Origin of the sequence: Cryptosporangium japonicum (assembly GCF_039524755.1) — a bacterium.
Classification (GTDB): Bacteria; Actinomycetota; Actinomycetes; order Mycobacteriales; family Cryptosporangiaceae; genus Cryptosporangium; species Cryptosporangium japonicum.
Genome location: NZ_BAAAGX010000001.1, coordinates 230,506 through 251,148 on the forward strand (window position 1 = coordinate 230,506; position 20,643 = coordinate 251,148).

Here is a 20,643-nt window from a genome sequence, read left to right on the forward strand (position 1 = left end):
CGGCGCTTACCTCGACCCTTCTACAGCGGAAACCGCCGTCACAGCTTCCGACCGCGCCCAACGCTCGGCCGAGAGAACGTCCTCGACGCTACCTGGCTCGTCCAAGAGTTGACCTCCGGCCTTTTCGGCCGATTCAACTACAGAACGTACAGTGTCAACGATTCCCGTGAACGGGAGCACACCCGCGATGAACGCAGCGACACATTCTTCGTTGGCAGCGTTGTAGATCGCCGGCAGACAACCACCGGCCGTGCCCACCTCGCGCGCCAGCCGGACGGCCGGGAAGGCGTCGTCGTCCAGAGGTTCGAACGTCCAGGTGGCGGCCTTCGTCCAGTCGACCGCGGCGGCCGCTTCGGGCACCCGGTCGGGCCAGGCCAGGCCGAGCGCGATCGGCAACCGCATGTCGGGCGGGCTGACCTGGGCGAGCGTCGAGCCGTCGACGAACTCCACCATCGAGTGGACGAGCGACTGCGGGTGGACGACGACGTCGAGCTTCTCGTACGGCAGGCCGAACAGCTCGTGGGCCTCGATCACCTCGAGCGCCTTGTTCACCATCGTCGCCGAGTTGATCGTGACGACCGGGCCCATCGACCAGGTGGGGTGGGCCAGCGCGTCGTCGACCGTGACGCCGCCCAGCTCGGCGCGGGTGCGCCCCCGGAACGGACCACCACTCGCGGTGAGGATCAGCTTGCGCACCTCGGCGGCCGCCCCACCACGCAGGCACTGGGCCAGCGCCGAGTGCTCGCTGTCGACCGGGACGATCTGTCCGGGTTTGGCCAGGGCACGCACCAGCGGACCGCCAGCGACCAGCGACTCCTTGTTGGCCAGCGCGAGCGTCCGGCCGGCGGTGAGCGCGGCGAGCGTCGGCGCCAGACCGATCGAGCCGGTGATGCCGTTGAGCACCAGCCCGTTCTCCCCCAGCGGCCAGGCCGCCAGGTCGGCCGCGGCGTCGGGACCGGCGAGGATCTTCGGCAGCGCGAACTTGCCCTCGCTCCAACCGCGACGCTGGGCCTCGGCGTAGAACGCCAGCTGCAGATCCTGGGCGGTGCTCGCTCGGGCGACCGCGACCGCGTCGACCCCGAACTCCAGCGCCTGGGCGGCCAGCAGTTCGACCTGGGCGCCCCCGCCGGCCAGACCGACCACGCGGAACCGGTCGCGGTTCCGGCGGATCACGTCGAGGGCCTGGGTTCCGATCGAGCCGGTGCTGCCGAGGAGGATTACCTCGCGCGAACTCATGGGGCCCATTCTCGCGCACCGGGGTGCGAACCGCTGAACGGGCACTTCGTCCACATCCGAGCGCGTCGTGTCGGTCACAACGACGACAGACCGGACGGGACACTACAAATCAGCCGAATGGCCAGTGTGAACTCGGTCAATGACACGAACGATGAACAGTTCGCACTCGGGCGGTTACCAGAAGCCGTCGGGCTCGTTGTGTGGTGTGGCAGGGCGGTCACGCCGGCCGACGGGCACCGGGCGGTCAGTCGGCACTAACAGCGGAGACCGCCGCAGCGGAAGTTCGCGAGGGGGTCTTGGAGTCGTGACTGTGATGGTGAACCGTCGGGAGCGCGTCCGGGCGGCGACGGTCCAGGAAATCAAGGACGTGGCGCGGAGGCAGCTGGTCGGCGACGGGCCATCAGCGGTCTCGCTGCGGGCCATCGCCCGCGAGATGGGGATGACTGCACCGGCTCTGTACCGGTACTTCCCGAGTTTCGACCACTTGGTGCAGTCGCTGGTGACCGATCTGTCCACCGAGCTGTGCGCGGCCGTCGAGCACGCACGTGACCTGGCGTCCCCGGACGACGCCGGTGCGCGGCTGCTGGCCGTGTGCCGGGCCTTCCGGGCCTGGTCGGTCGGGCACCCGGCGGAGTTCGGGCTGATCTTCGGCGCACCCACGCCGGGGTACGGGACGCCGGCCTACAACGCCGGTCCCAGTGGGTTGACGCCCACCCAGACCAGCCGGGCCGCGGCCAGCGACTCGGCGGGGTCGGACAACGAACCGGCCGAGCGTCTCGACAACGGCGGCGCCCGGTTCGGGCGGCTGTTCCTGTCCGCGTTCGCGGACGTGTGGCGCGAGCGTCGCTTCCCGACGCCGGACGCGGAGTCGCTGCCGCCGCGGCTCACCGAGCAGCTCGCCGCGTACCGCCAGCGGCTGGGCAGCACGCTGCCGCTCGGTGCGCTCGCGGTGGTGTTCGGTTGCTGGATGCGCCTCTACGGCCTGGTCAGCCTCGAGGTGTTCAACCACATGAGCTTCGCCCTGCCCGACCCCGAGCCGTTCTTCGAGGGTGAGCTGGCGGAGATCGCCGCCCGCCTGGACATCACCGAGGTCGAGCCGGCGCTGCACTGACGTTCCACGCGGTGCGCGTTCCGGGCCGCACCGTTCCGAGATCGGCATCCCGGAGGGAAGTGCACACCGGTGACACAGGTAGCCACTCCGGCCCCCCGGCGCCGGAGTGGCCGGAGACCGGGACCGGCGGACGTCCGTCGCCTGCTGACCGAGAGCACCGGACCCCAGGTCCACGCTCAACCGATCCTCGACCTGGTGTCGGGAACGCTGAGCGGCTACGAGGCGCTCGCGCGGTTCCGGCAGTTCCCGGCGGCGACGCCGGACGACTGGTTCGCCGCCGCGCACCGGGCCGGCGTCGGCGCCCAGCTGGAGGCCTGCGCCGTCGCCAACGCCCTCGAGCTGGGGGCGACCCGTCCACCGGGCACCGTGCTCTCGGTGAACGTGAGCCCGAACGTCATCGACTCCCCCGAACTGCAGGCCGTGCTTCCGGAGGACCTGACCGGTCTGCAGTTCGAGGTCACCGAACACGAGCTCGCCGACGACGGTGCCGCGCTGCTCGCCGCGCTCGACCGGCTGCGTCAGCGCGGTGCCCGGATCGCGGTGGACGACGTCGGAGCGGGGTACGCCGGCTTCAAACGCCTGGTCGCGCTCGCGCCGGACGTCCTCAAGCTCGACCGGACGCTGGTCACCGGCATCAGCCGGGAGCCGCGCAAGGGCGCGATGGTCGAAGCGATAGTGCATTTCGGGGCCCGCACCGGGGCCCGGGTGTGCGCGGAAGGACTGGAGACCGTCGAGGACCTCGCGGCCGTGACCGACCTCGCGGTCGGGCTGGGCCAGGGCTGGGTGATCGGCCGGCCGGCCGCGGAGTTCTCCGCGGTCGACCCGGTCGCTCGTCGGGCCTGGCAGGCCTCCCGGGGTCCCCGGCAGCTGCACGATCTCGCCGAGGTGCTGGAGAGCCTCGCCGAGGTGCGGGACCTCGACGCGGCCGCCGCCGTGCTCGCCGGCTCGGCCACGCTGCTGGGGTGCCAGGCGATCGGCCTGGCCGTCCTGGAACGTCCACGTCGGGCGTCGGCCCCGGCCGAACTCCGCCTGGTGACGCCGGAGGGGGCGTCGTCGGACGGACGGTCGGAGCGGCCCGGCGGGGCGGGCTGGCCGTGGCCGCTGCACCGGGCACCCACCGCGCGTCAGGTGGTGGACGAGCGGGCGGTGTGCCAGGTGCTGGTGACCGATGTGGACCCGGACACCGCCGAGCGCACCTGGCTGGCCGCGACCGACACCCGCTCGATGGTGCTGTTCCCGCTGGTCTCGGCAGGTGCGGCGGTGGGCGTGCTGGTGTGCGGGCGCCGGCACGAGCACCGGTGGGGCCGGGCCGAACTCCGCCCGGCCCGCACGGTGGCGGCCGCCGCCGGCGCCGTCATCGCGGCAATTCGTCCCTAAGCAGTGGAGTCACGCAGACCCCAGGGCGAGCCGTAGGCCGTCAGCAGGTCGAGGAACGGGACGGCGTCGAAGGCCTCCGGGCCGAGGACGCCGGTGCCCGACCAGGTGCCGTTCGCGAGCAGCTCCAGCGCCACCACCGGGTTGATCGCGGTCTGCCACACCACGGCCTGTGCGCCGTACCCGGCCATCGTCTCCGCGTTGTCGACGACGTGGTACAGGTACACCTCGCGCGGCTCGCCGTCCGTTCCGGTGCCCTTCACCCAGGTACCGGCGCACGTCTTGCCGGTCATCCGGTCGCCGAGCGTCGCCGGGTCGGGCAGGCAGGCGGCGACGACGTCGCGCGGGGACACCTCGACGCCCTTGACGCGGACCGGCGCGGTGCGGTCGAGCCCGAGTTGGTGCAGGGTGCGCAGCACGCCGATGAACTCCGAGCCGAGGCCGTACTTGAACGTGACCCGCTTGGCGGGCACCCAGCGCGGGATCAGCAGCACTTCCTCGTGCTCGACGTTGACGCACTCGACCGGGCCGATGCCGTCCGGGAACTCGAAGATCTCCGGCTCGCTGAACGGGGCCGTGGTGAACCAGCCGCGGTCGGACTCGAAGACCACCGGCGGGTTCAGGCACTCCTCGATCGTCGTCCAGATCGAGAAGCTCGGGGCGAAGATCGGCTCGCCGTCGTCACCGGTGACGACGAGGTTCGCGCCGTCCCGGATGCCGATCTCGTCGATCTCGCTGAACAGGTGGTCGGCGGCGTAGCGGGCGAAGACGTCGGAGAGGCCCGGTTCGACGCCCATGCCGACGAGCGCGAGCCGCCCGGCGTCGCGCCAGGCCTCCCCGGCGGCGAACTGCTCGGCGCCCAGAGCGGTGCCGACCTGCTCGTACGGGTGGGTGGGGTGCGGCGCGGAGAGCGACATCGCCATGTCGAGGTAGTCGACGCCCGCGCTCTGGGCGGCGCCGAAGATCGGCAGGACGAAGCGCGGGTCGACGGCGTTCAGGACGTGGGTGACGCGGTGCTCGGTGATCAGCGCCTCGATCGCCGCGGAGTCGGACGCGTCCACGGCGGCGGCGACGAACCGGGGATCCCCGTCGGGCACCGCCTTCGCGGCGCGGGCCAGGTCGTAGTCCGCGATCACCATCGTCTCGAAGAACTCACGCCGGGCCGCGATCGCGGCCACCGCGCTGCCGACTCCACCCGCACCCACGACTAATACGCGCATGCGAGCCACGGTAACCGACGGAATCAGCGAAAAACTAGCTCATGACCTTCGGGAATCGAACCCACAAGGGTGCGGAACGCACTGAATTCCGCAGTTTCCTCCGGCGACTCGGCGTAGGGCGAGATGCGGCTCAGCTCGGTGACCGTCATCCGGATCTCGAGCGGCCCGAAGACCAGCTCACCGTCGGTCGTGAGCGCATCGAGGGTTCGGGTCCAGCCCTCGGGCACGCGGGCCAGCACCGCGAAGAAGGGAGCCCCCAGCGTCAGGGGCTCCCCGATCGGTTCCGCGGGCCGACGTCGAAAGATGCCTTTACGGACGGGCCGGACGACGACGCTACGCACCCGCGTGGGCGCTCCGGATGGGGTGGCCGACCGACGTGAGGCACTTGCCGTCCTCGAGACGCCACTTCCAGCCGTGCATCTGGCAGGTCAGGACGCCGTCCTCGACCTTGCCGAACTTCGTCAGGTCGGCCTTGAGGTGCGGGCAGCGACGCTGCACCTCCCAGCCCTCCAGCTCGATGTTCTCGTCGTCGGTGTTCTGCTCGGCGAACCAGCCCTCGGCGTAGTTCAGCCGCTCCTCGCCGAGGCACTTGAAGAACGCGTAGACGAACTCGTTGTACGGCCCCACCCGGTGCGCGGTGAACCGGCACGAGAGGAACAGGCTGTTCACCCAGTCGATCTCGTGGATCGCGACCAGGTGCTCGAGCAGCTCACGCGGCGCGGTGAACCGGTAGCGGACCCGCTCGCCGTCGTAGGCCCGCACCTCACGGTTCACGAAGTCGAACAGCACGTCGACGTCGCCGAGCTCGGCCGAGAGCGCGGTGAAGCGCACCGGCCCGTTGATGCCGGTGGCGATCGTGTCGGCCTGCTTGATCAGCGGCTCGATCCACTCCTTGAGCGCCGGGAGCAGCTCGATCTCCGGGTGCGCCCAGCCGGCCTTCTCGGCCTCCAGCGCGGCCTTCTTGCGCTCCTGGTACGCCCGCAGGTACGGCTCCTTGTTGGCGCCGAACACCGTGGCCGGGTCGTACGGGTGCTCGACCGGCGCGCCCTCGACGTCGAAGTCGCAGACCGAGCCCGGCAGCAGCAGGACACCGTTGCCGCGGCCCTTCTCGGCCATGTGGTCGAGGAAGACCTGCTGGTCGGGGAAGATGTTGCCGGGGTCGGTGCCGAAGTCGTTGAACTGCCAGAGCTCCTCGTCGAGGAAGCACGGCGGGCCGGCGATCGGCACGACCCAGGTGGCCTCGAGGTCGTCGATGTAGCGCAGCGTCCGGTCGAACTGGCGGGCCCGCTTCTGCTCGCCGAAGACACGCTTCGCGTGGTCGGTGAGCTCGTAGACCATCGGGTACCAGATGGCGCCGGAGTACTGGAGCATGTGGATGTCCACGTGGCCGAGCTCGGCGAACGCCGACAGCTCGGTGGGACGGGCGTCGTTCTGGTTCAGCAGTTTCGTGGTGCCGTCGTCGAGCCAGAGCGACGAGTCCCCGATCGGCCCGTCGGTGGGCGAGATCAGCGCCTGGATCATCACTTTCAGCCCGTCGAGGTCGTGCACCTCGCCGTTCTTCGTGCGGAAGATCTTCGTGAACCCGAGGTCGCGCAGCGCGTCGTGGAGTTCGTCGGTGGGGTACTCCGGCAGCAGCACCGTCGCCGACTTCGAGATCCGCTTCAGGTTCTCGGTGTCGTAGTGGTCGCGGTGCAGGTGGGAGACGTAGAGGTAGTCGACCTTGCCGATCTCGTCCCAGTCGAGCTCGGAGTTGTCGGGGAACGGGAACCACGACCCGAAGTAGGCCGGGTTCACCCAGGGATCGCAGAGCACGCTGCCGTGAGCGGTCTCGATCAGGGCGCTCGCGTGGCCCAGGCCCGTCACTCGCACAGCGTTCCGACCCTCCCGCGGCGCGCGGCGCCGCCGTCGACGATTCTTGATTCCTTACCGTAGCGGGCGGACAGAAACGCGCCGGTCCGGCCCGACGGTTGCATCGCACACCGATGGGCAATACCGGTGACCGTGACCGATACCCCCACCCCGGGCCCACTTCCCGCCGACGACAGCGGGTCGGGCGGCGAGAGCACGCTCACCGTCGTCGTCGCCGGAGTGGCGAACCTGGCGATCGCGATCGCCAAAGCCGTCGGCGGCCTGCTCGCCGGTTCGTCGGCGATGCTCTCGGAGGCGGCGCACTCGCTCGCCGACACGATCACCGAGGTGCTGCTGCTCACCGCCGTGAAGCGCAGCGGACGCCCGGCCGACGAGAACCACCAGTTCGGGTACGGCCAGGCGCACTACTTCTGGGCGTTCATCGCCGCGCTCGCCACGTTCACGGCCGGGTCGGTGTTCTCGATCTTCCAGGGTGTGCACACGATCCTCGAGGGCGAGGAGCCCGGCGACTTCCTGGTCTCCTACGTCGTGCTGGCGGTCGCGTTCGTCGTCGAGGGCATCTCGCTGAGCCAGGCGGTCCGCCAGATCCGCGGTGGGGCGCGCCGCTGGCGCATCCACCCCGCGCGATACCTGCGCCGGACGCCGGACACCGCGCTGAAAGCGGTCGCGTTCGAGGACTCGGCCGCGCTCATCGGCCTGCTGCTGGCGGCGGGCGGACTGGCCGGCACCGAGTTCACCGGGAGCCCGGTCTGGGACGGGGCGGCGTCGATCCTGATCGGCGTGCTGCTCGCGGTCGTCGCCGTGACGCTCGGACGGGAGAACGCGTCGTACCTCGTCGGCCGGGCGGCGGCGCCCCGGGTGCAGGAGGCGATCCGCCGGACGATCGAGGAGACGCCGGGCGTCGACCGGGTGGTGACGCTCTACACCCAGCACCTCGGCCCGCGTGAACTGCTGATCGCCGCGAAGGTCGACTTCTCCGACGGCGACGCCGACGCGGTGGAGCACAGCGCCGAGGAGGCCGAGCGCCGGATCCACGAGAACGTGCCGAACGTCCGTGAGCTGTTCCTCGACCCGACCCCTCGGCGGGGTGCCCACTAAGCTGAGCGGCACTGTGAGTGAGCACTACTTTTCGTCGAGTCCGTCGGCGGCGCGGGCGCCGAGAACCGTGCGGCTGGCGCTGCGTGACGTCCAGGCCGGGCTGGCCACCGACAGCGGTGTGTTCTCGCCGACCGCGGTCGACGCCGGCACGCTCGTCCTGCTGGAGACCGTGCCCCCGCCGCCCGCGGCCGGGAACCTGCTCGACCTGGGCTGCGGCTACGGGCCGATCACGGTGACGCTGGCCCACCGCGCGCCCGGGGCCACGGTGTGGGGCGTCGACGTCAACGAACGGGCGCGTGAGCTGGCCGCGCAGAACACCGCCGGGTACCCCCACGTGCGGATCGCGGCGCCCGACGACGTGCCGGACGACCAGCGCTTCGCGGCGATCTGGTCGAACCCGCCGATCAAGGTCGGCAAGGGCGTACTGCACGGCATGATGCGCCGGTGGCTGCCCCGGCTCGCGCCGGACGGCGTCGCGTACCTGGTCGTGCAACGCCACCTGGGGGCCGACTCGCTGCACAAGTGGCTGGAGGCCGAGGGCTTCCCCACCGAGCGGCTAGCCTCGCGCAAGGGGTACCGCATTCTGGCCGTGAGAGGGAACGAGTGATCCATCAGCTCCGGGGAACCGAGCTCAAGCGCCTCCACCGCACCTGGCGCCGGCGTAGCGACAGTCGGCTCGCCCTGCTGCTGGACGACGTCGGCAACCCCTACAACGTCGGGTCGATCACCCGGTCGGCGGCCGCGTTCGGCGTCGACCACCTGTACCTGGCCGGGTCGTCGGTGTCGCCGCGGGCGCCGAAAGCGGCGAAGACCGCGCTCGGCACCGACCGGTACCTGCAGTGGTCGGAGCACCCGACGATCACCGAGGCGATCGGGGCCGCGAAGAACGACGGGTACCGCGTCGTCGGGGTCGAGCTCGCCGATCCGGCGGCGCCGCTCGCCGACCTCGACCTGTCGGTGGACGTGTGTCTCGTGCTGGGGCACGAGGAGCGCGGCATCTCGACGACCGGGCTCGCGGAGTGCGACGCGGTGGGGTACGTGCCGCTGATCGGCCGGGTCGGCTCGCTGAACGTGGCCACCGCGGCCGCGATCGCCTGTTACGAGGTCCGCCGCCAGGGCTGGGCGGACGGCGAGTGGGCCGACGCGGAGTCCGCCGAGGCATGACTACCCACGCGGTGCGGGTCAACCAGCTCGGCTATCCGGCCGGGTGGCCCCTCCGCGCCACCGTGGCGACCGACTCCCCCGCCCCGCTGCGCTGGGAGCTCCGGGGCTCCGCCGGGGCGACGGTCGCGGCCGGTGAGACCGTCGTGCACGGGTCCGACCGGGCGGCCGGCGAGGACGTCCACACGATCAGCACCACGGCCCCGGCCGGCGAGGACCGCTGGACGCTCGTCGTCGACGGGGTCGAGAGCGTGCCGTTCGGCACCCCCGACTACCGCGCCCTGGCCCGCGACGCCGGCCACTTCCTGTACCTGCAGCGCAGCGGCGCGCCGATCGCCGATCCGCGGTTCGGCCGCCCGGCCGGGCACGTCGACGTCGCTCCGAACCGCGGCGACGGCGCGGTGGCGTGTCACCGCGCGGACTGCCCGCGTCGCCGCCTGCTGTTCGGTTGCCGCGGCCACGACCTGCGCGGCGGCTGGTACGACGCCGGCGACCACGGCAAGTACGCGGTCACCACGGCGGTGACGGTGTGGCTGCTGCAGCACGCGGTGGAGCGCTCCGGCGATCCCGCCCTGCTCGACGAGGCCCGCTGGGGCCTGGAGTTCCTGCTCGCGGCCCAGCTGCCGACCGGCGACCCCGACGCCGGCATGGTCTTCGCCGCGGTGCACGACGTGCGCTGGACCGGTCTGCCGCTGCGCCCCGACGAGGATCCGCAGCCGCGTACCGTGCGGATCCCCACCACCGCGGCCACGTACGGGCTGGCGGCGGTCGCGGCGCAGGCCGCGCGGGTCTGGGAGGTGCACGACCCGGTGTTCGCCGCGCGCTGCCGCACCGCGTCCGACCGGGCCTGGAACGCGGCCACGCACAACCCGGTCGTCAACGCGACGGTCGCGGAGGCCGCCGACACCGGCGGCGGTCCCTACGACGACGACGACGTCCGGGACGAGCGGTACTGGGCCGCGGCCGAACTGGCCGCGCTGACCGGGGCCGAGGAGTACCGGTACGCGATGCTGCACTCCGGGCTCGACCCGCGCGCCGCGCTCCACGAGGGCTTCGACTGGCGCTCGACCCTGCCGCTGGCCCAGCTGACGCTCGCGCTGGGCCCGGGCTGGACGGCCGCCGCCGCCGCGAACGAGGCCAGGGCGGCGCTGGCCACGGTGTCCGAGCAGCTGCTGGTGAACATCGAGGGTCACGGCACCCCGTACGTCCCGGCCGACGGGCGGTACTGCTGGGGCTCGAATTCGCGGGTGCTGGCCCACGCGATGACGCTCGGGGCCGCCGCCGACCACACCGGCGACGCCCGGTTCTTCGCCGGCGAGCTGGCCTGCCTCGACTACCTGCTCGGGCGCAACGCGACCGGCTTCAGCCAGGTCACCGGGTACGGCGCGCGAGCCGCGGCCCGGCCCCACCACCGGTTCTTCGCCCAGGCGATCGATCCGGCCTACCCACCGGCGCCGCCCGGGGTGGTCGTCGGCGGCCCGAACAGCGGCCTCGACGACCCGGTGGCGGCCGGGGCACGCAGCGGCGCGCCGCCGCAGAAGTGCTGGATCGACGACCCGGGGTCCTGGGCCACCAACGAGGTGACGATCGGCTGGAACGCCGCGCTCACCCTGGTCTCGGCCCACGTGGCGGCCCGGCTGGCGCCCCGGCGCTCGTTACCGGCGGCGGCGTAGCGGCGAGGAGCTCGGACACGAGCGCGCCGACCTGCTCGACCTCGATCAGGAACCCGTCGTGGCCGTAGGGCGAGTCGATCACGCGCAGCTCACCGGCTCCGGGGATGCCGTCGGCGAGCTCCTGCTGCTGGGCGAGCGGGTAGAGCCGGTCGCTCGACACCCCGGCGACCACCGTGCGTGCGATGACGCGGCTCAACGCGTCGGCGAGGGAACCGCGGTCGCGGCTGACGTCGTGGCCGTTCATCCCCTCGGTCAGCGTGACGTAGCTGCCGGCGTCGAAGCGCCGGACCAGTTTGTCGGCGTGGTGGTCGAGATAGGACTCGACCGCGAAGCGGCCGTCGTCCTGGCGGGTCCGGCCGAAGCGGGCGGCCAGCTCCGGTTCGGACCGGTACGTGACGTGCGCGATCCGCCGGGCGATGCCCAGGCCCGCCACCGGCCCGGGACCGGGGTGGTAGTCGCCGCCCTGCCAGGCCGGGTCCGACCGGATCGCGTGCAGCTGCGGTGACGCCCAGGCGATCTGGTCGGCGGACGCCGCCGCGGTGGTGGCCAGCAGCAACAACCGCCGCACCCGGGCGGGGTACGACACCGCCCACTCCAGTGCCCGCATGCCTCCCATCGACCCGCCGAGCACGGCCGCCCACGCCGCGACCCCCAGCTCGGACGCCAGCGCGGCCTCCGCGGCGACCTGGTCGCGGATCGTCACCCGCGGCCAGCGGCTCCCCCACGGCTTCCCGTCCGGCGCCGTCGACGACGGCCCGGTCGAACCCCGGCATCCGCCGAGGACGTTCGGCGCCACCACCCACCACCGGTCGGTGTCGACGGCGAGCCCGGGCCCGACCAGGCCGCGCCACCACCCGCCCTCGCCGGCGACGTTGCTGTCACCGGTGAGGGCGTGCAGGATCAGCACCGCGTTCGAGCGGTCCGGCGCCGGGGTGCCCCACGTCCGGTAGTAGAGGCGGGCGCCCGGAACCGTCGTCAGGACTTCGCCGCCCGGAACCCCGCGTCCAGGTCGGCGAGCAGGTCGTCGAGCCCTTCCAGGCCGACGGCCAGCCGGATCAGCCCCGGCGTGACCCCGGTGGAGCGCTGCTCGTCCGGCGTCAGCTGGCTGTGCGTCGTGCTGGCCGGGTGGATCACCAGGCTGCGGACGTCGCCGATGTTCGCGAGGTGGCTGAACAGCTCCAGCGAGTCGACGAACTTCTTCCCCGCCTCGACGCCGCCGCGCAGCTCGAACGACACGATCGCCCCGGCACCTCCGGGCAGGTACTTCTGCCCGGTCTCGTACCAGGGGCTGCTGGGCAGACCGGCGTAGTGCACGGCGTCGACCTCGTCGCGGCCGGTGAGCCACTCGGCGATCGCCTGGGCGTTGCGTACGTGGCGCTCGATGCGCAGCGACAGCGTCTCGATGCCCTGCAGGATCAGGAAGCTGGTGAGCGGGGCGATCGCGGCGCCGGTGTCACGCAGCTGCTGCACGCGCAGCTTGGCCGCGAACGCGCCGTGCCCGAGCGCCTCCCAGTAGCGCAGGCCGTGGTAGCTGGGGTCGGGCTCGTGGAAGTCGGGGAAGCGCTCGGCGCCGGCGCCGAAGTCGAACGTGCCGCCGTCCACCACCACGCCGGCGATCGCGGTTCCGTGGCCGCCCAGGTACTTGGTGGCCGAGTGGACCACGATGTCGGCGCCGTGCTCGATCGGGCGGAGCAGGAACGGCGTCGGCACGGTGTTGTCCACGACCAGCGGGACGCCCACCTCGTGGGCGACGTCGGCCACCGCACGCACGTCGAGCACGTTGCTGCGCGGGTTCCCCAGCGTCTCGGCGAAGAACAACTTCGTGTTCGGACGCGACGCCGCGCGCCACTCGTCGACGTCGTCCGGGTTCTCGACGAACGAGACCTCGATGCCGAGCTTGGGCAGCGTGTAGTGGAACAGGTTGTACGTGCCGCCGTACAGCGAGGCGCTGGAGACGAAGTGGTCGCCGGCCTTGGCCAGCGTCAGGATCGTCGCGGTCTCGGCGGCCTGACCGGAGGCGAGCGCGACCGCGGCGATGCCGCCCTCGAGCGCGGCGATCCGCTGCTCCAGGACGTCCTGGGTGGGGTTCATGATGCGGGTGTAGATGTTGCCCGGCTCGGCCAGGCTGAACAGCGCCGCGGCGTGGTCGGTGTCCCGGAACACGTACGACGTCGTCTGGTAGATCGGCGTCGCCCGGGCGCCGGTCGTCGGGTCCGGTGCGGCACCGGCGTGGATCTGTCTGGTCTCGAACGACCATGCGCTGTCAGCCATGCCCGCACCATACCTACCATGAAGATAGGAAAGCTAGGGAGTCGCCTGGGTCTCCGCGGCCAGCAGGCCGTCCAGCTCCCCCGCGCCCACCGGCTTGGAGTACAGGAACCCCTGCGCGCGGTCGCAGCGCAGCTCACGCAGTGTGTCCGCGCGTTCGCTGGTCTCCACGCCCTCGGCCACCGTCGACAACCCCAGCGAGTGCGAGAGCTGCAGGATCGCCTTGGTCAGCGCGGTGTCCTCGCTGTCGGCCCCGTCCGGACCGTCCATGCTGAACGCCCGGTCGATCTTCAGGATGTCGACCGGCAGCCGACGCAGGTACGACAGCGACGAGTACCCGGTGCCGAAGTCGTCGATCGCGATCCGGATCCCGCGGGCACGCAGCTGCTCGAGTCGCTTCACGACCGCGTCGGTCTCGGCGGCGGTCGCGGCGATCATCGTCGACTCGGTGATCTCCAGGACGAGCGCCTGCGGCGACAGCCCGCTGAACCGCAGCGCGCCGACCACGGTCGAGACGAACTCCGGGTCACGCAGCTGCGCGGTGGCCACGTTGACCGCGACCGAGATGCCGAACCGGGCGTACCAGTCGGCCGCGTCGACGCACGCCTGGCTCAGCACCCAGGCGCCGATCGGCACGATCAGGCCGCTCTCCTCGGCGACCGGCACGAAGTCGGTCGGCGACATCCGCCCCTGCCCCGGCATGTCCCACCGCAGCAGCGCCTCCACCGAGCTGATCCGCTCGGTCACCAGATCGACGACCGGCTGGTACTCCAGCACGAACTCGCCGCCGGCCACCGCGCGACGCAGCCCGGCGAGCAGCTCGACCTTGTCCAGGTGTGCCGTGCGCAGCTCCTGGCGGTACGGCACGACCTGGTCCTTGCCCGCCCCCTTGGCCGCGTAGAGCGCCAGGTCGGCGTTGCGCAGCACGTCGCTCGGCGTCGCCGTGCCGCTGCCGACGTAGAGCCCGACGCTCGTCGTCATGTACAGGTCGTGCGCGGCGACGTGGAACGCGCTGCGGAGCGTTTCGGTGAGGCGCCGGCCGACCGCCAGCGCCTCTTTTTCGTCGGTGTCGCCGATCAGGACCGCGAACTCGTCACCGCCGAGGCGGGCGAGCAGGGCCCCGTCGGGCAGGGCCCGGCTGAACCGGTCCGCCACCTGGACCAGCAGCTCGTCGCCGATCGGGTGCCCGTGGGTGTCGTTGACGTCCTTGAAGCCGTCCAGGTCGATCAGCAGCAGGGCGTACGAGCGGTCGCCGTCCGACGCCGGCTCGGCGTCGGCGAGCACGCGGTCGAGCGCTTCGGTGAGCTTCGACCGGTTGGCCAGCCCGGTGAGCGGGTCGTGCAGCGCCCGGTAGGTCAGCTGGCCCTGCAGGGCCTGCTGCTCGGCCAGCGCCGAACCGAGCGCGGCCGCCTGCGCGGCCTGCTCCTGCTCGCGCCGGAACGACTCCCGGGCCTGCCCGGCGCTCCGGACCGCCAGGTAGAAGCAGAACAGCGTGGTGACCGTCACCGGGTACCCGACGTCGATCAGCGGGTCGAGCTCCCACTCGTTCACCGAGGCCAGCACCGTGTAGACCGGGTAGACGAACACCGTGAGGCCGAGCATCGTCAGCTTCGCCCGGCCGGTCGGGCGCTGGCCGTCGAGCGGAGGCCGCCGCTCGGTGACCGAGGGATGCCAGGCCGCGACCGCCATCAGCAGGTACCCGCTGAGCACGATGGCGCCGGGAGCGCCGGTCGCCACGACACCGGTCGGCTGCCCGCCGGTGACGCTCCGGAGCAGGTCACCGACCAGGAAGAACAACGACGCCAGGCCGACGAGCAACTGGGTGGTGTTCCGGATCGACACCGTGAACACCATCACGGCCATCACCAGCAGCAGCAGGTCGCCCAGCACGAACGCGAACGCGCTCAACCGGTCGGCGCCGGGCTCGCCGCGCAGATAGGGAACGGCGAACAGCAGGTAGAGCACGAGGCTGACGCTGTAACTGACCGCCAGGCCGTCGACGACCCGGTGGGTGCGGTACCCGCCGCCCCGGGTGATGATCCCGACCAGACCGGCCACCAGCAGCGGAAACGACAGGATCCGGATCACCTGGGTGGCGGTCAGCGGCACGCCGGGGAGAATCGCCGTGTGCGGTAGCGCCTGGTACACGACCAGGCCGGTCAGCCGCGTGGCGAGCCCGGCGCCGAGCAGGAGCCACGGCCAGACCGGGGCGGGCCGGAGAACCGCGATCCCGACCCAGAGCGCGAGCACCGCGCACAGCGCGGTCGCGACGTAGGCGACCGGCGACTGCGGGCCCGGAGCGGCGAGCAACAACCAGGGCACCACCAGCGCGGCCACCGAACCGGCGAGCCAGTGCGTCCGCCGACGGGCCACCGCCTGCTCCGCGGCGTGCGCGACGCCGTCCAGCGGCGTGGACACGCCGGCGCGGGTACGCACGACCAGCCCCTCGGTCGGCGCAGTCTGGGTCTGCACGGTTGTCTGTACGGACGCGCGCGACCCGACCTGACGGTTTACTCCGACCTTTGCGTCAGAAGCTCCGGCGTGTCGCGCCCCGGACACGGGGCGGTGCGCGTGGCCAGGAACGTCTCCACCGCGGCCGGGGGCAGCGGAGGGGTGAAGTAGTCACCCTGCATGAGCCGGCAGCCCAGCTCGCGGAGCCACTCGACCCGGTCGGCGCTCTCGACCCGCTCGGCCACCGCACGCAACCCGAGCGTCCGGCAGATCTCCAGCACCGCGCGGGTCAGCGCGGCGTCGACGAGCGGGTCGGTGGTGGTCTCCAGCTCACCGGCCCGGCCCAGCGCGGGGTCGAGTTTGAGCACGTCGACCGGTATCTGGCGAAGCAGGGCCAGCGACGACTGGCCGGTGCCGAAGTCGTCGACCGCGATCCGCACCCCGGTGCCGCGCAGCTGGGTGATGCGTGCGGCGAGCGCGGCGGTGTCCCCGCTCACCGCCGACTCGGTCAGCTCCAGCACCAGCGCGTGCGGCGGTAGGCCGCTCTCGGCCAGCACCGAGTCGACCAGCTCCGGCAGGTCCGGGTCGAGCATGAGTCGCGCCGAGACGTTCACCGCCACACCGACGCCGTACCGCTCGAACCACGGCCGCGCCTCGGCACACGCGGTCCGCAGCGCCCAGGTGCCGATCGGCACGCTCAGGCCGGCCGTCTCGGCCACCGGCAGGAAGTCGCGGGACGGCACCGGCTCCCGGCCCGGCGGGGCCCAGCGGATCAGCGCCTCCACGACCGTCGCCCGGCCCGTCAACACGTCGATGGACGGCTGGTAGTGCAGGACGAACTCGTCCCGCGTGACGGCCTCGTGCAGCCCGGCGGCCAGCGCGGCGCGCTCGGCGTGGGCCGCGCTCAGCGTCGGGGAGAACACCGACACCTGGTTCTTGCCGTTCTGCTTCGCCGCGTAGAGCGCGAGGTCCGCGTCGCGCAGCAGGACACCGGCCAGTCCTTCGCCCAGATCCTCGCCGATCACCCGGGCGCCGACGCTCGCGGTGACGCACAGTTCCCGGCCCTCGACCGGGTAGGGCTCCGCGACGACCTCGACGATCCGCCGTCCGAGCGCCACCGCACCGGCCCGGTCGGCCCGGCACAGCAGGATCGCGAACTCGTCGCCACCGAGGCGGGCGACCACCGTGTCGGTGGCCGCCGCCGTGGCGTCCGCGCCGACCACGGCGGAGAGCCGATCGGCGGCGAGCCGGAGCAGGGCGTCACCGGCCGGATGGCCGAAACCGTCGTTGACGGCCTTGAAGCCGTCCAGGTCGAGCAGGAGCAGCGCGGGCCGGCTCCCGGACGGCAGCGCCGCCAGCGCGTCGGTGAGCGCGCCCCGGTTGGCCAGCCCGGTCAGCGCGTCGCGCAGCGCCCGCTCACGGGCGTCGGTGGCCTGCTGGTGCACCCGCAGCAGCAACGCGATCGAGAGCACCGCCATGCCGGCCACCGGGACGACCACGTTGCGCCAGGGGTCCAGCGGCGAGATCGTCAGCGCGGAGACCGTCAGCGCGATCGGCGGGGCGACGACCGCGACCAGGAACAGCGGGATCCGGGCGTTCGAGCCGCCCGCCGGCGGGGAGGGGACACCGGCCGCGTGCAGCACCCACCAGCGCGACGCCGTCGCGGTGACGACGCCGGCAGCCAGCGTGACGGTCAGCGCCCACCCCGGGTTCTCCTGGTCGAACAGCGGGCCCCACCAGAACAGGCTCGAGATCAGCACCAGACCGATCGCGGCGACGAGCAGCCCGGTCTCGGTGCGGCCGTCGGCCACCAGCACGAGCCGGAGCACCGCCACCCACCCGGCCAGCGAGACGACGGTGAGCAGCACGACCGTGACCAGCGCGCTCGGCCCGGACGGCAGGATCACCACCCGGGAACCGATGAGCGTCGCGACGCTGGTGCCGATGCCGAAGCCGACCACGGTCAGGTCGATCAGCCCGCCCCGGGCCGGCGTCAGGTTCGTCGCCCGGCGCAACCGCACCAGGCCGACGACCACGGTCGTGAGCCCGCCGAGGTGCAGCAGGAACGCCAGGAACGGATCGGGCTGGCCACCGGCCGAGAGACGGACCGCCAGCGCGCCGTCGCCGAGCACGACGATCGTGATTCCGATCAACGTCGTCGGCGCGCCCGGCGCCGCGTACCCGATCTCGGCGACCTGGTCGGTGAGCGTGGTGAGGATCAGGTAGAGAACGACCGACGCGTAGAGCGACACCGCCAGCTGCAGCGGCACGAAAGGCAGCACGCAGAGCGGCAGGCCGCCCACCAGTGGACGCCCCAAGCCGCGCAAAGGACCCGGGAGCCCCGCTGGTCGCGCTTTCGGCACGCCCTTAGCTATACAGGGCTCACGCTGAGTTAGGTAGCACGAAGGGCCCCTCGCGGGGCCCTTCGTGTGGATCAAGCGGCCCGAGCGGCCTCGGTCGCGGCCGGCTCGAGCGCGAGCGCGACCACGTCCGCCACGTCCTCCATCAGGTGGATCGTGAGCGCCTCACGCACGCTGGCCGGGACGTCGTCCAGGTCGGCGGCGTTGCGCGCCGGCAGCAGCACCTCGGTCAGCCCGGCCCGGTGCGCGGCGAGCAGCTTCTGCTTCACCCCGCCGATCGGCAGCACCCGCCCGGTCAGCGAGACCTCACCGGTCATGCCGACCTCGGCCCGCACCATCCGCCCGGTGAGCAGCGACGCGAGCGCGGTGACCATGGTGACGCCCGCGGACGGGCCGTCCTTCGGCACCGCACCGGCCGGCACGTGCACGTGCAGCCGGCGCCCACGCAGGTCCTCCGGGTCGGCGCCGAAGCGGTCGCCCTGGCTGCGCAGGTAGGAGAGCGCGATGTGCGCCGACTCCTTCATCACGTCGCCCAGCTGGCCGGTGAGCACGAGCTCGGGCTCACCGCTCTTGTCGCCTCCGGGGGCGGCGTTCGCCTCGATGAAGAGAACATCGCCGCCGGCCCCGGTGACGGCCAGGCCGGTCGCCACGCCGGGAACCGCGGTGCGCTGGGCCGACTCCGGCTGGAACCGGGGCCGTCCCAGGTAGTCCTTGAGCGTCTCCTGGGTGATGTCCACCGGAGTGGTCGGCGCGTCGTCGCTCGCGAGCTTCGTGGCGACCTTGCGGAGCACCCGGGCGAGGGAACGCTCGAGCTGCCGCACGCCGGCCTCGTGGGTGTACTCGCCCGCGATCAGCTTGAGCGCGTCCTCGTCGATCGTGACGTCGGTGGGCTCCAGGCCGGCGCGCTCCAGCTGGCGCTTCCAGAGGTGGTCACGCGCGATCGCGACCTTCTCGACCTCGGTGTAGCCGTCCAGGCGGACGACCTCCATGCGGTCGATCAGCGCCTCCGGGATCGCCTCGGCGACGTTCGCGGTGGCCAGGAACAGCACGTCGGACAGGTCGAGCTCGACCTCGAGGTAGTGGTCGCGGAACGTGTGGTTCTGCGCCGGGTCGAGCACCTCGAGCAGCGCCGCCGCGGGGTCACCGCGGTAGTCGGCCCCGATCTTGTCGACCTCGTCGAGCAGGACGACCGGGTTCATCGCGCCGGCCTCCTTGATCGCCCGCACGATGCGGCCCGCCTGCGCGCCGACGTACGTGCGCCGGTGACCGCGGATCTCCGCCTCGTCGCGGACACCGCCGAGCGCCACCCGGACGAACTTGCGCCCGAGCGCCCGGGCGACCGACTCACCGAGCGACGTCTTGCCGACGCCGGGAGGACCGACGAGCGCGAGCACCGCGCCGCTCCCCCGTCCGCCGACGATCTCCAGGCCGCGCGCGGCCCGGCGGTTGCGCACCGCCAGGTACTCCACGATCCGGTCCTTGACGTCGTCCAGGCCGGCGTGGTCCTCGTCGAGGACGGTCCGTGCGCTTCCGACGTCGGTGGTGTCGTCAGTGCGGTTGTTCCACGGGAGTTCGAGGACCGTGTCGAGCCAGGTGCGGATCCAGGACGCCTCCGGGGACTGGTCGCCGGTGCGCTCCAGCTTGTCGACCTCGCGCAGGGCGGCCTTCTTGACCTTCTCCGGGAGGTCGGCGGCCTCGACGCGGGCCCGCGGGTCGGCCTCGGGGTTGTCGTCGTCGCCGGAGAGCTCGCCCAGCTCCTTGCGGATCGCGGTCAGCTGCTGGCGCAGCAGGAACTCGCGCTGGGTCTTCTCCATCGACTCGCGCACGTCGTCGCGGATCGTCGCGGCGACCTGCAGCTCGGCGAGCTGGGTCTTGCCCCACTCGAGGACGAGCTCCAGACGCTTCGCGACCTCGGGGGTGTCGAGCAGCTGCCGCTTCTGGTCGGTGTCGAGGTAGGGGGCCCAGCCGGCCACGTCGGCCAGCTCGCCGGGCTCGGTGATCCGGCGGATCATCTCGACGACCTGCCAGCCGGCTCCCTGGGTGGCCTCGTCGCGGTGGCCGAGGATCTCCTGGACGACCTCGCGGTACTCGGCCGCGAGCCGGTCGACCTTCTCCTGGTCGGTGGCGCTGATGCGGTCGGGCATCGTGGTGGCCTCGACCCACAGCGCGGCGCCGGGGCCGTTCACGCCCTGACCGACCCGGGCGCGGGTCTGTGCACGCAGCACCGCGGCCGGGCGGCCGTTGGGGAGGCGGCCGACCTGGTCGATCGTGGCCAGCACGCCGATCTCGTGGTACTTGCCGTCGATGCGGGGGACGATCAGCAGCTTCGCGTCGTCCTCGTTGGTGACCTTGGCCTTCGCCGAGTCGATCGCGGCGCGCTCTTCGCTGTCGAGCTCGACCGGGATGACCATTCCGGGAAGCACGACTGCGTCGGCCAGCGGGAGCACCGGCAGGGTGAGAGTGGTGACGGGCCCGCGCGGCCCGCCGGGGGATCGATCCATCGCCGTACCTCATAGCAGTCGGGAAGTTGAGTGCACCCGACTCAATGCTTACAGCGTTGCGGTCATTCCCGCGGGGGGCGGTGTTCGCTCTGAGCAGATCCGGGGGTTCGCGGTGGCGGCTCGGTGGTGCGCTCCGCTGCTGGTCAGAGGGCGCGTACCGCTTTTGTCGGCCTGGCGCGGACCGGCGGTCAGTCGGCGAGACCCGATCATGCTCGACAGGAGCGGAGCGGCGGCAAGGGGTAGGTGCGGCGGCAATGCAGGCAGCCGAGGAGGTAGCTGCGCCGGAGGCGGCGGAGGTAGCTGCGCCGGAGGCGGCGGAGG

At 72.3% G+C, this 20,643-nt stretch carries 14 protein-coding genes and 1 pseudogene; 6 read left to right on the top strand and 9 right to left on the bottom strand.

The annotated features are described in order from the left end of the window. Positions 1-6: 6 nt before the first annotated feature. Complete coding sequence (gene dxr, locus ABD437_RS01050; protein WP_344646811.1) at positions 7-1,218, bottom strand: 1-deoxy-D-xylulose-5-phosphate reductoisomerase; 1,212 nt, start codon at positions 1,216-1,218, stop codon at positions 7-9. A 331-nt stretch (positions 1,219-1,549) separates the two neighbouring features. On the opposite strand from dxr, the gene ABD437_RS01055 reads away from it, so the two are divergent. Then, positions 1,550-2,347 carry a TetR/AcrR family transcriptional regulator gene (locus tag ABD437_RS01055; RefSeq protein WP_344646812.1) on the top strand — a complete coding sequence of 266 codons (798 nt, stop codon included), beginning with the start codon at positions 1,550-1,552 and terminating at the stop codon, positions 2,345-2,347. A 69-nt stretch (positions 2,348-2,416) separates the two neighbouring features. Then, positions 2,417-3,724 carry an EAL domain-containing protein gene (locus ABD437_RS01060; RefSeq protein ID WP_344646787.1) on the top strand — a complete coding sequence of 436 codons (1,308 nt, stop codon included), beginning with the start codon at positions 2,417-2,419 and terminating at the stop codon, positions 3,722-3,724. Here the strand turns inward: ABD437_RS01060 and ABD437_RS01065 are convergent. From ABD437_RS01065 to ABD437_RS01075, 3 genes are read right to left on the bottom strand one after another with little or no spacing between them, the layout of a single operon-like run. After that, positions 3,721-4,941, bottom strand: a complete 1,221-nt coding sequence (locus ABD437_RS01065) for a saccharopine dehydrogenase family protein (RefSeq protein WP_344646788.1) — start codon at positions 4,939-4,941, stop codon at positions 3,721-3,723. The two genes, ABD437_RS01060 and ABD437_RS01065, sit on opposite strands and share 4 nt — an antisense overlap. 23 nt (positions 4,942-4,964) lie before the next feature. After that, on the bottom strand, positions 4,965-5,282 hold the full coding sequence (locus tag ABD437_RS01070; RefSeq protein WP_344646789.1) for a hypothetical protein: 318 nt from the start codon (positions 5,280-5,282) through the stop codon (positions 4,965-4,967). Beyond that, on the bottom strand, positions 5,275-6,804 hold the full coding sequence (locus tag ABD437_RS01075; RefSeq protein ID WP_344646790.1) for a Rieske 2Fe-2S domain-containing protein: 1,530 nt from the start codon (positions 6,802-6,804) through the stop codon (positions 5,275-5,277). The genes ABD437_RS01070 and ABD437_RS01075 overlap by 8 nt, the downstream gene beginning before the upstream one ends. Positions 6,805-6,936: 132 nt before the next feature. Here ABD437_RS01075 and ABD437_RS01080 point away from each other — a divergent pair, with 132 nt between their 5' ends. Genes ABD437_RS01080 through ABD437_RS01095 form a run of 4 tightly spaced genes read left to right on the top strand, consistent with a single transcriptional unit; the run spans position 6,937 to position 10,742 of the window. After that, positions 6,937-7,908 carry a cation diffusion facilitator family transporter gene (locus ABD437_RS01080; protein ID WP_344646791.1) on the top strand — a complete coding sequence of 324 codons (972 nt, stop codon included), beginning with the start codon at positions 6,937-6,939 and terminating at the stop codon, positions 7,906-7,908. A 13-nt stretch (positions 7,909-7,921) separates the two neighbouring features. Further along, positions 7,922-8,515, top strand: a complete 594-nt coding sequence (locus tag ABD437_RS01085; RefSeq protein WP_344646792.1) for a class I SAM-dependent methyltransferase — start codon at positions 7,922-7,924, stop codon at positions 8,513-8,515. Continuing rightward, positions 8,512-9,072: a TrmH family RNA methyltransferase gene (locus ABD437_RS01090; RefSeq protein WP_344646793.1), complete on the top strand. Its 561-nt coding sequence runs from the start codon at positions 8,512-8,514 to the stop codon at positions 9,070-9,072. Before ABD437_RS01085 ends, ABD437_RS01090 begins: the two co-directional genes overlap by 4 nt. After that, positions 9,069-10,742, top strand: a complete 1,674-nt coding sequence (locus ABD437_RS01095; RefSeq protein ID WP_344646794.1) for a glycoside hydrolase family 9 protein — start codon at positions 9,069-9,071, stop codon at positions 10,740-10,742. The genes ABD437_RS01090 and ABD437_RS01095 overlap by 4 nt, the downstream gene beginning before the upstream one ends. On the opposite strand, the pseudogene metX reads toward ABD437_RS01095, so the two are convergent. The 5 genes and pseudogenes from metX to lon all read right to left on the bottom strand — a co-directional run. Further along, positions 10,675-11,733 (bottom strand): annotated as a pseudogene (gene metX / locus ABD437_RS01100) (homoserine O-acetyltransferase MetX); the annotation flags it as partial. The gene ABD437_RS01095 and the pseudogene metX overlap by 68 nt on opposite strands. Further along, positions 11,718-13,013, bottom strand: coding sequence for a bifunctional o-acetylhomoserine/o-acetylserine sulfhydrylase (locus ABD437_RS01105; protein ID WP_344646795.1), 1,296 nt, complete (start codon positions 13,011-13,013; stop codon positions 11,718-11,720). The pseudogene metX and the gene ABD437_RS01105, both read right to left, overlap by 16 nt. 33 nt (positions 13,014-13,046) lie before the next feature. Beyond that, positions 13,047-15,482: a putative bifunctional diguanylate cyclase/phosphodiesterase gene (locus ABD437_RS01110; protein ID WP_344646796.1), complete on the bottom strand. Its 2,436-nt coding sequence runs from the start codon at positions 15,480-15,482 to the stop codon at positions 13,047-13,049. A 38-nt stretch (positions 15,483-15,520) separates the two neighbouring features. Continuing rightward, positions 15,521-17,779 (bottom strand): putative bifunctional diguanylate cyclase/phosphodiesterase, encoded by a 2,259-nt coding sequence (locus ABD437_RS01115; protein ID WP_344646797.1) that lies wholly within the window; start codon positions 17,777-17,779, stop codon positions 15,521-15,523. Positions 17,780-17,895: 116 nt separating this feature from the next. Further along, positions 17,896-20,322, bottom strand: coding sequence for an endopeptidase La (gene lon / locus ABD437_RS01120; RefSeq protein WP_344646798.1), 2,427 nt, complete (start codon positions 20,320-20,322; stop codon positions 17,896-17,898). Between the last annotated feature and the right edge of the window lie 321 nt (positions 20,323-20,643).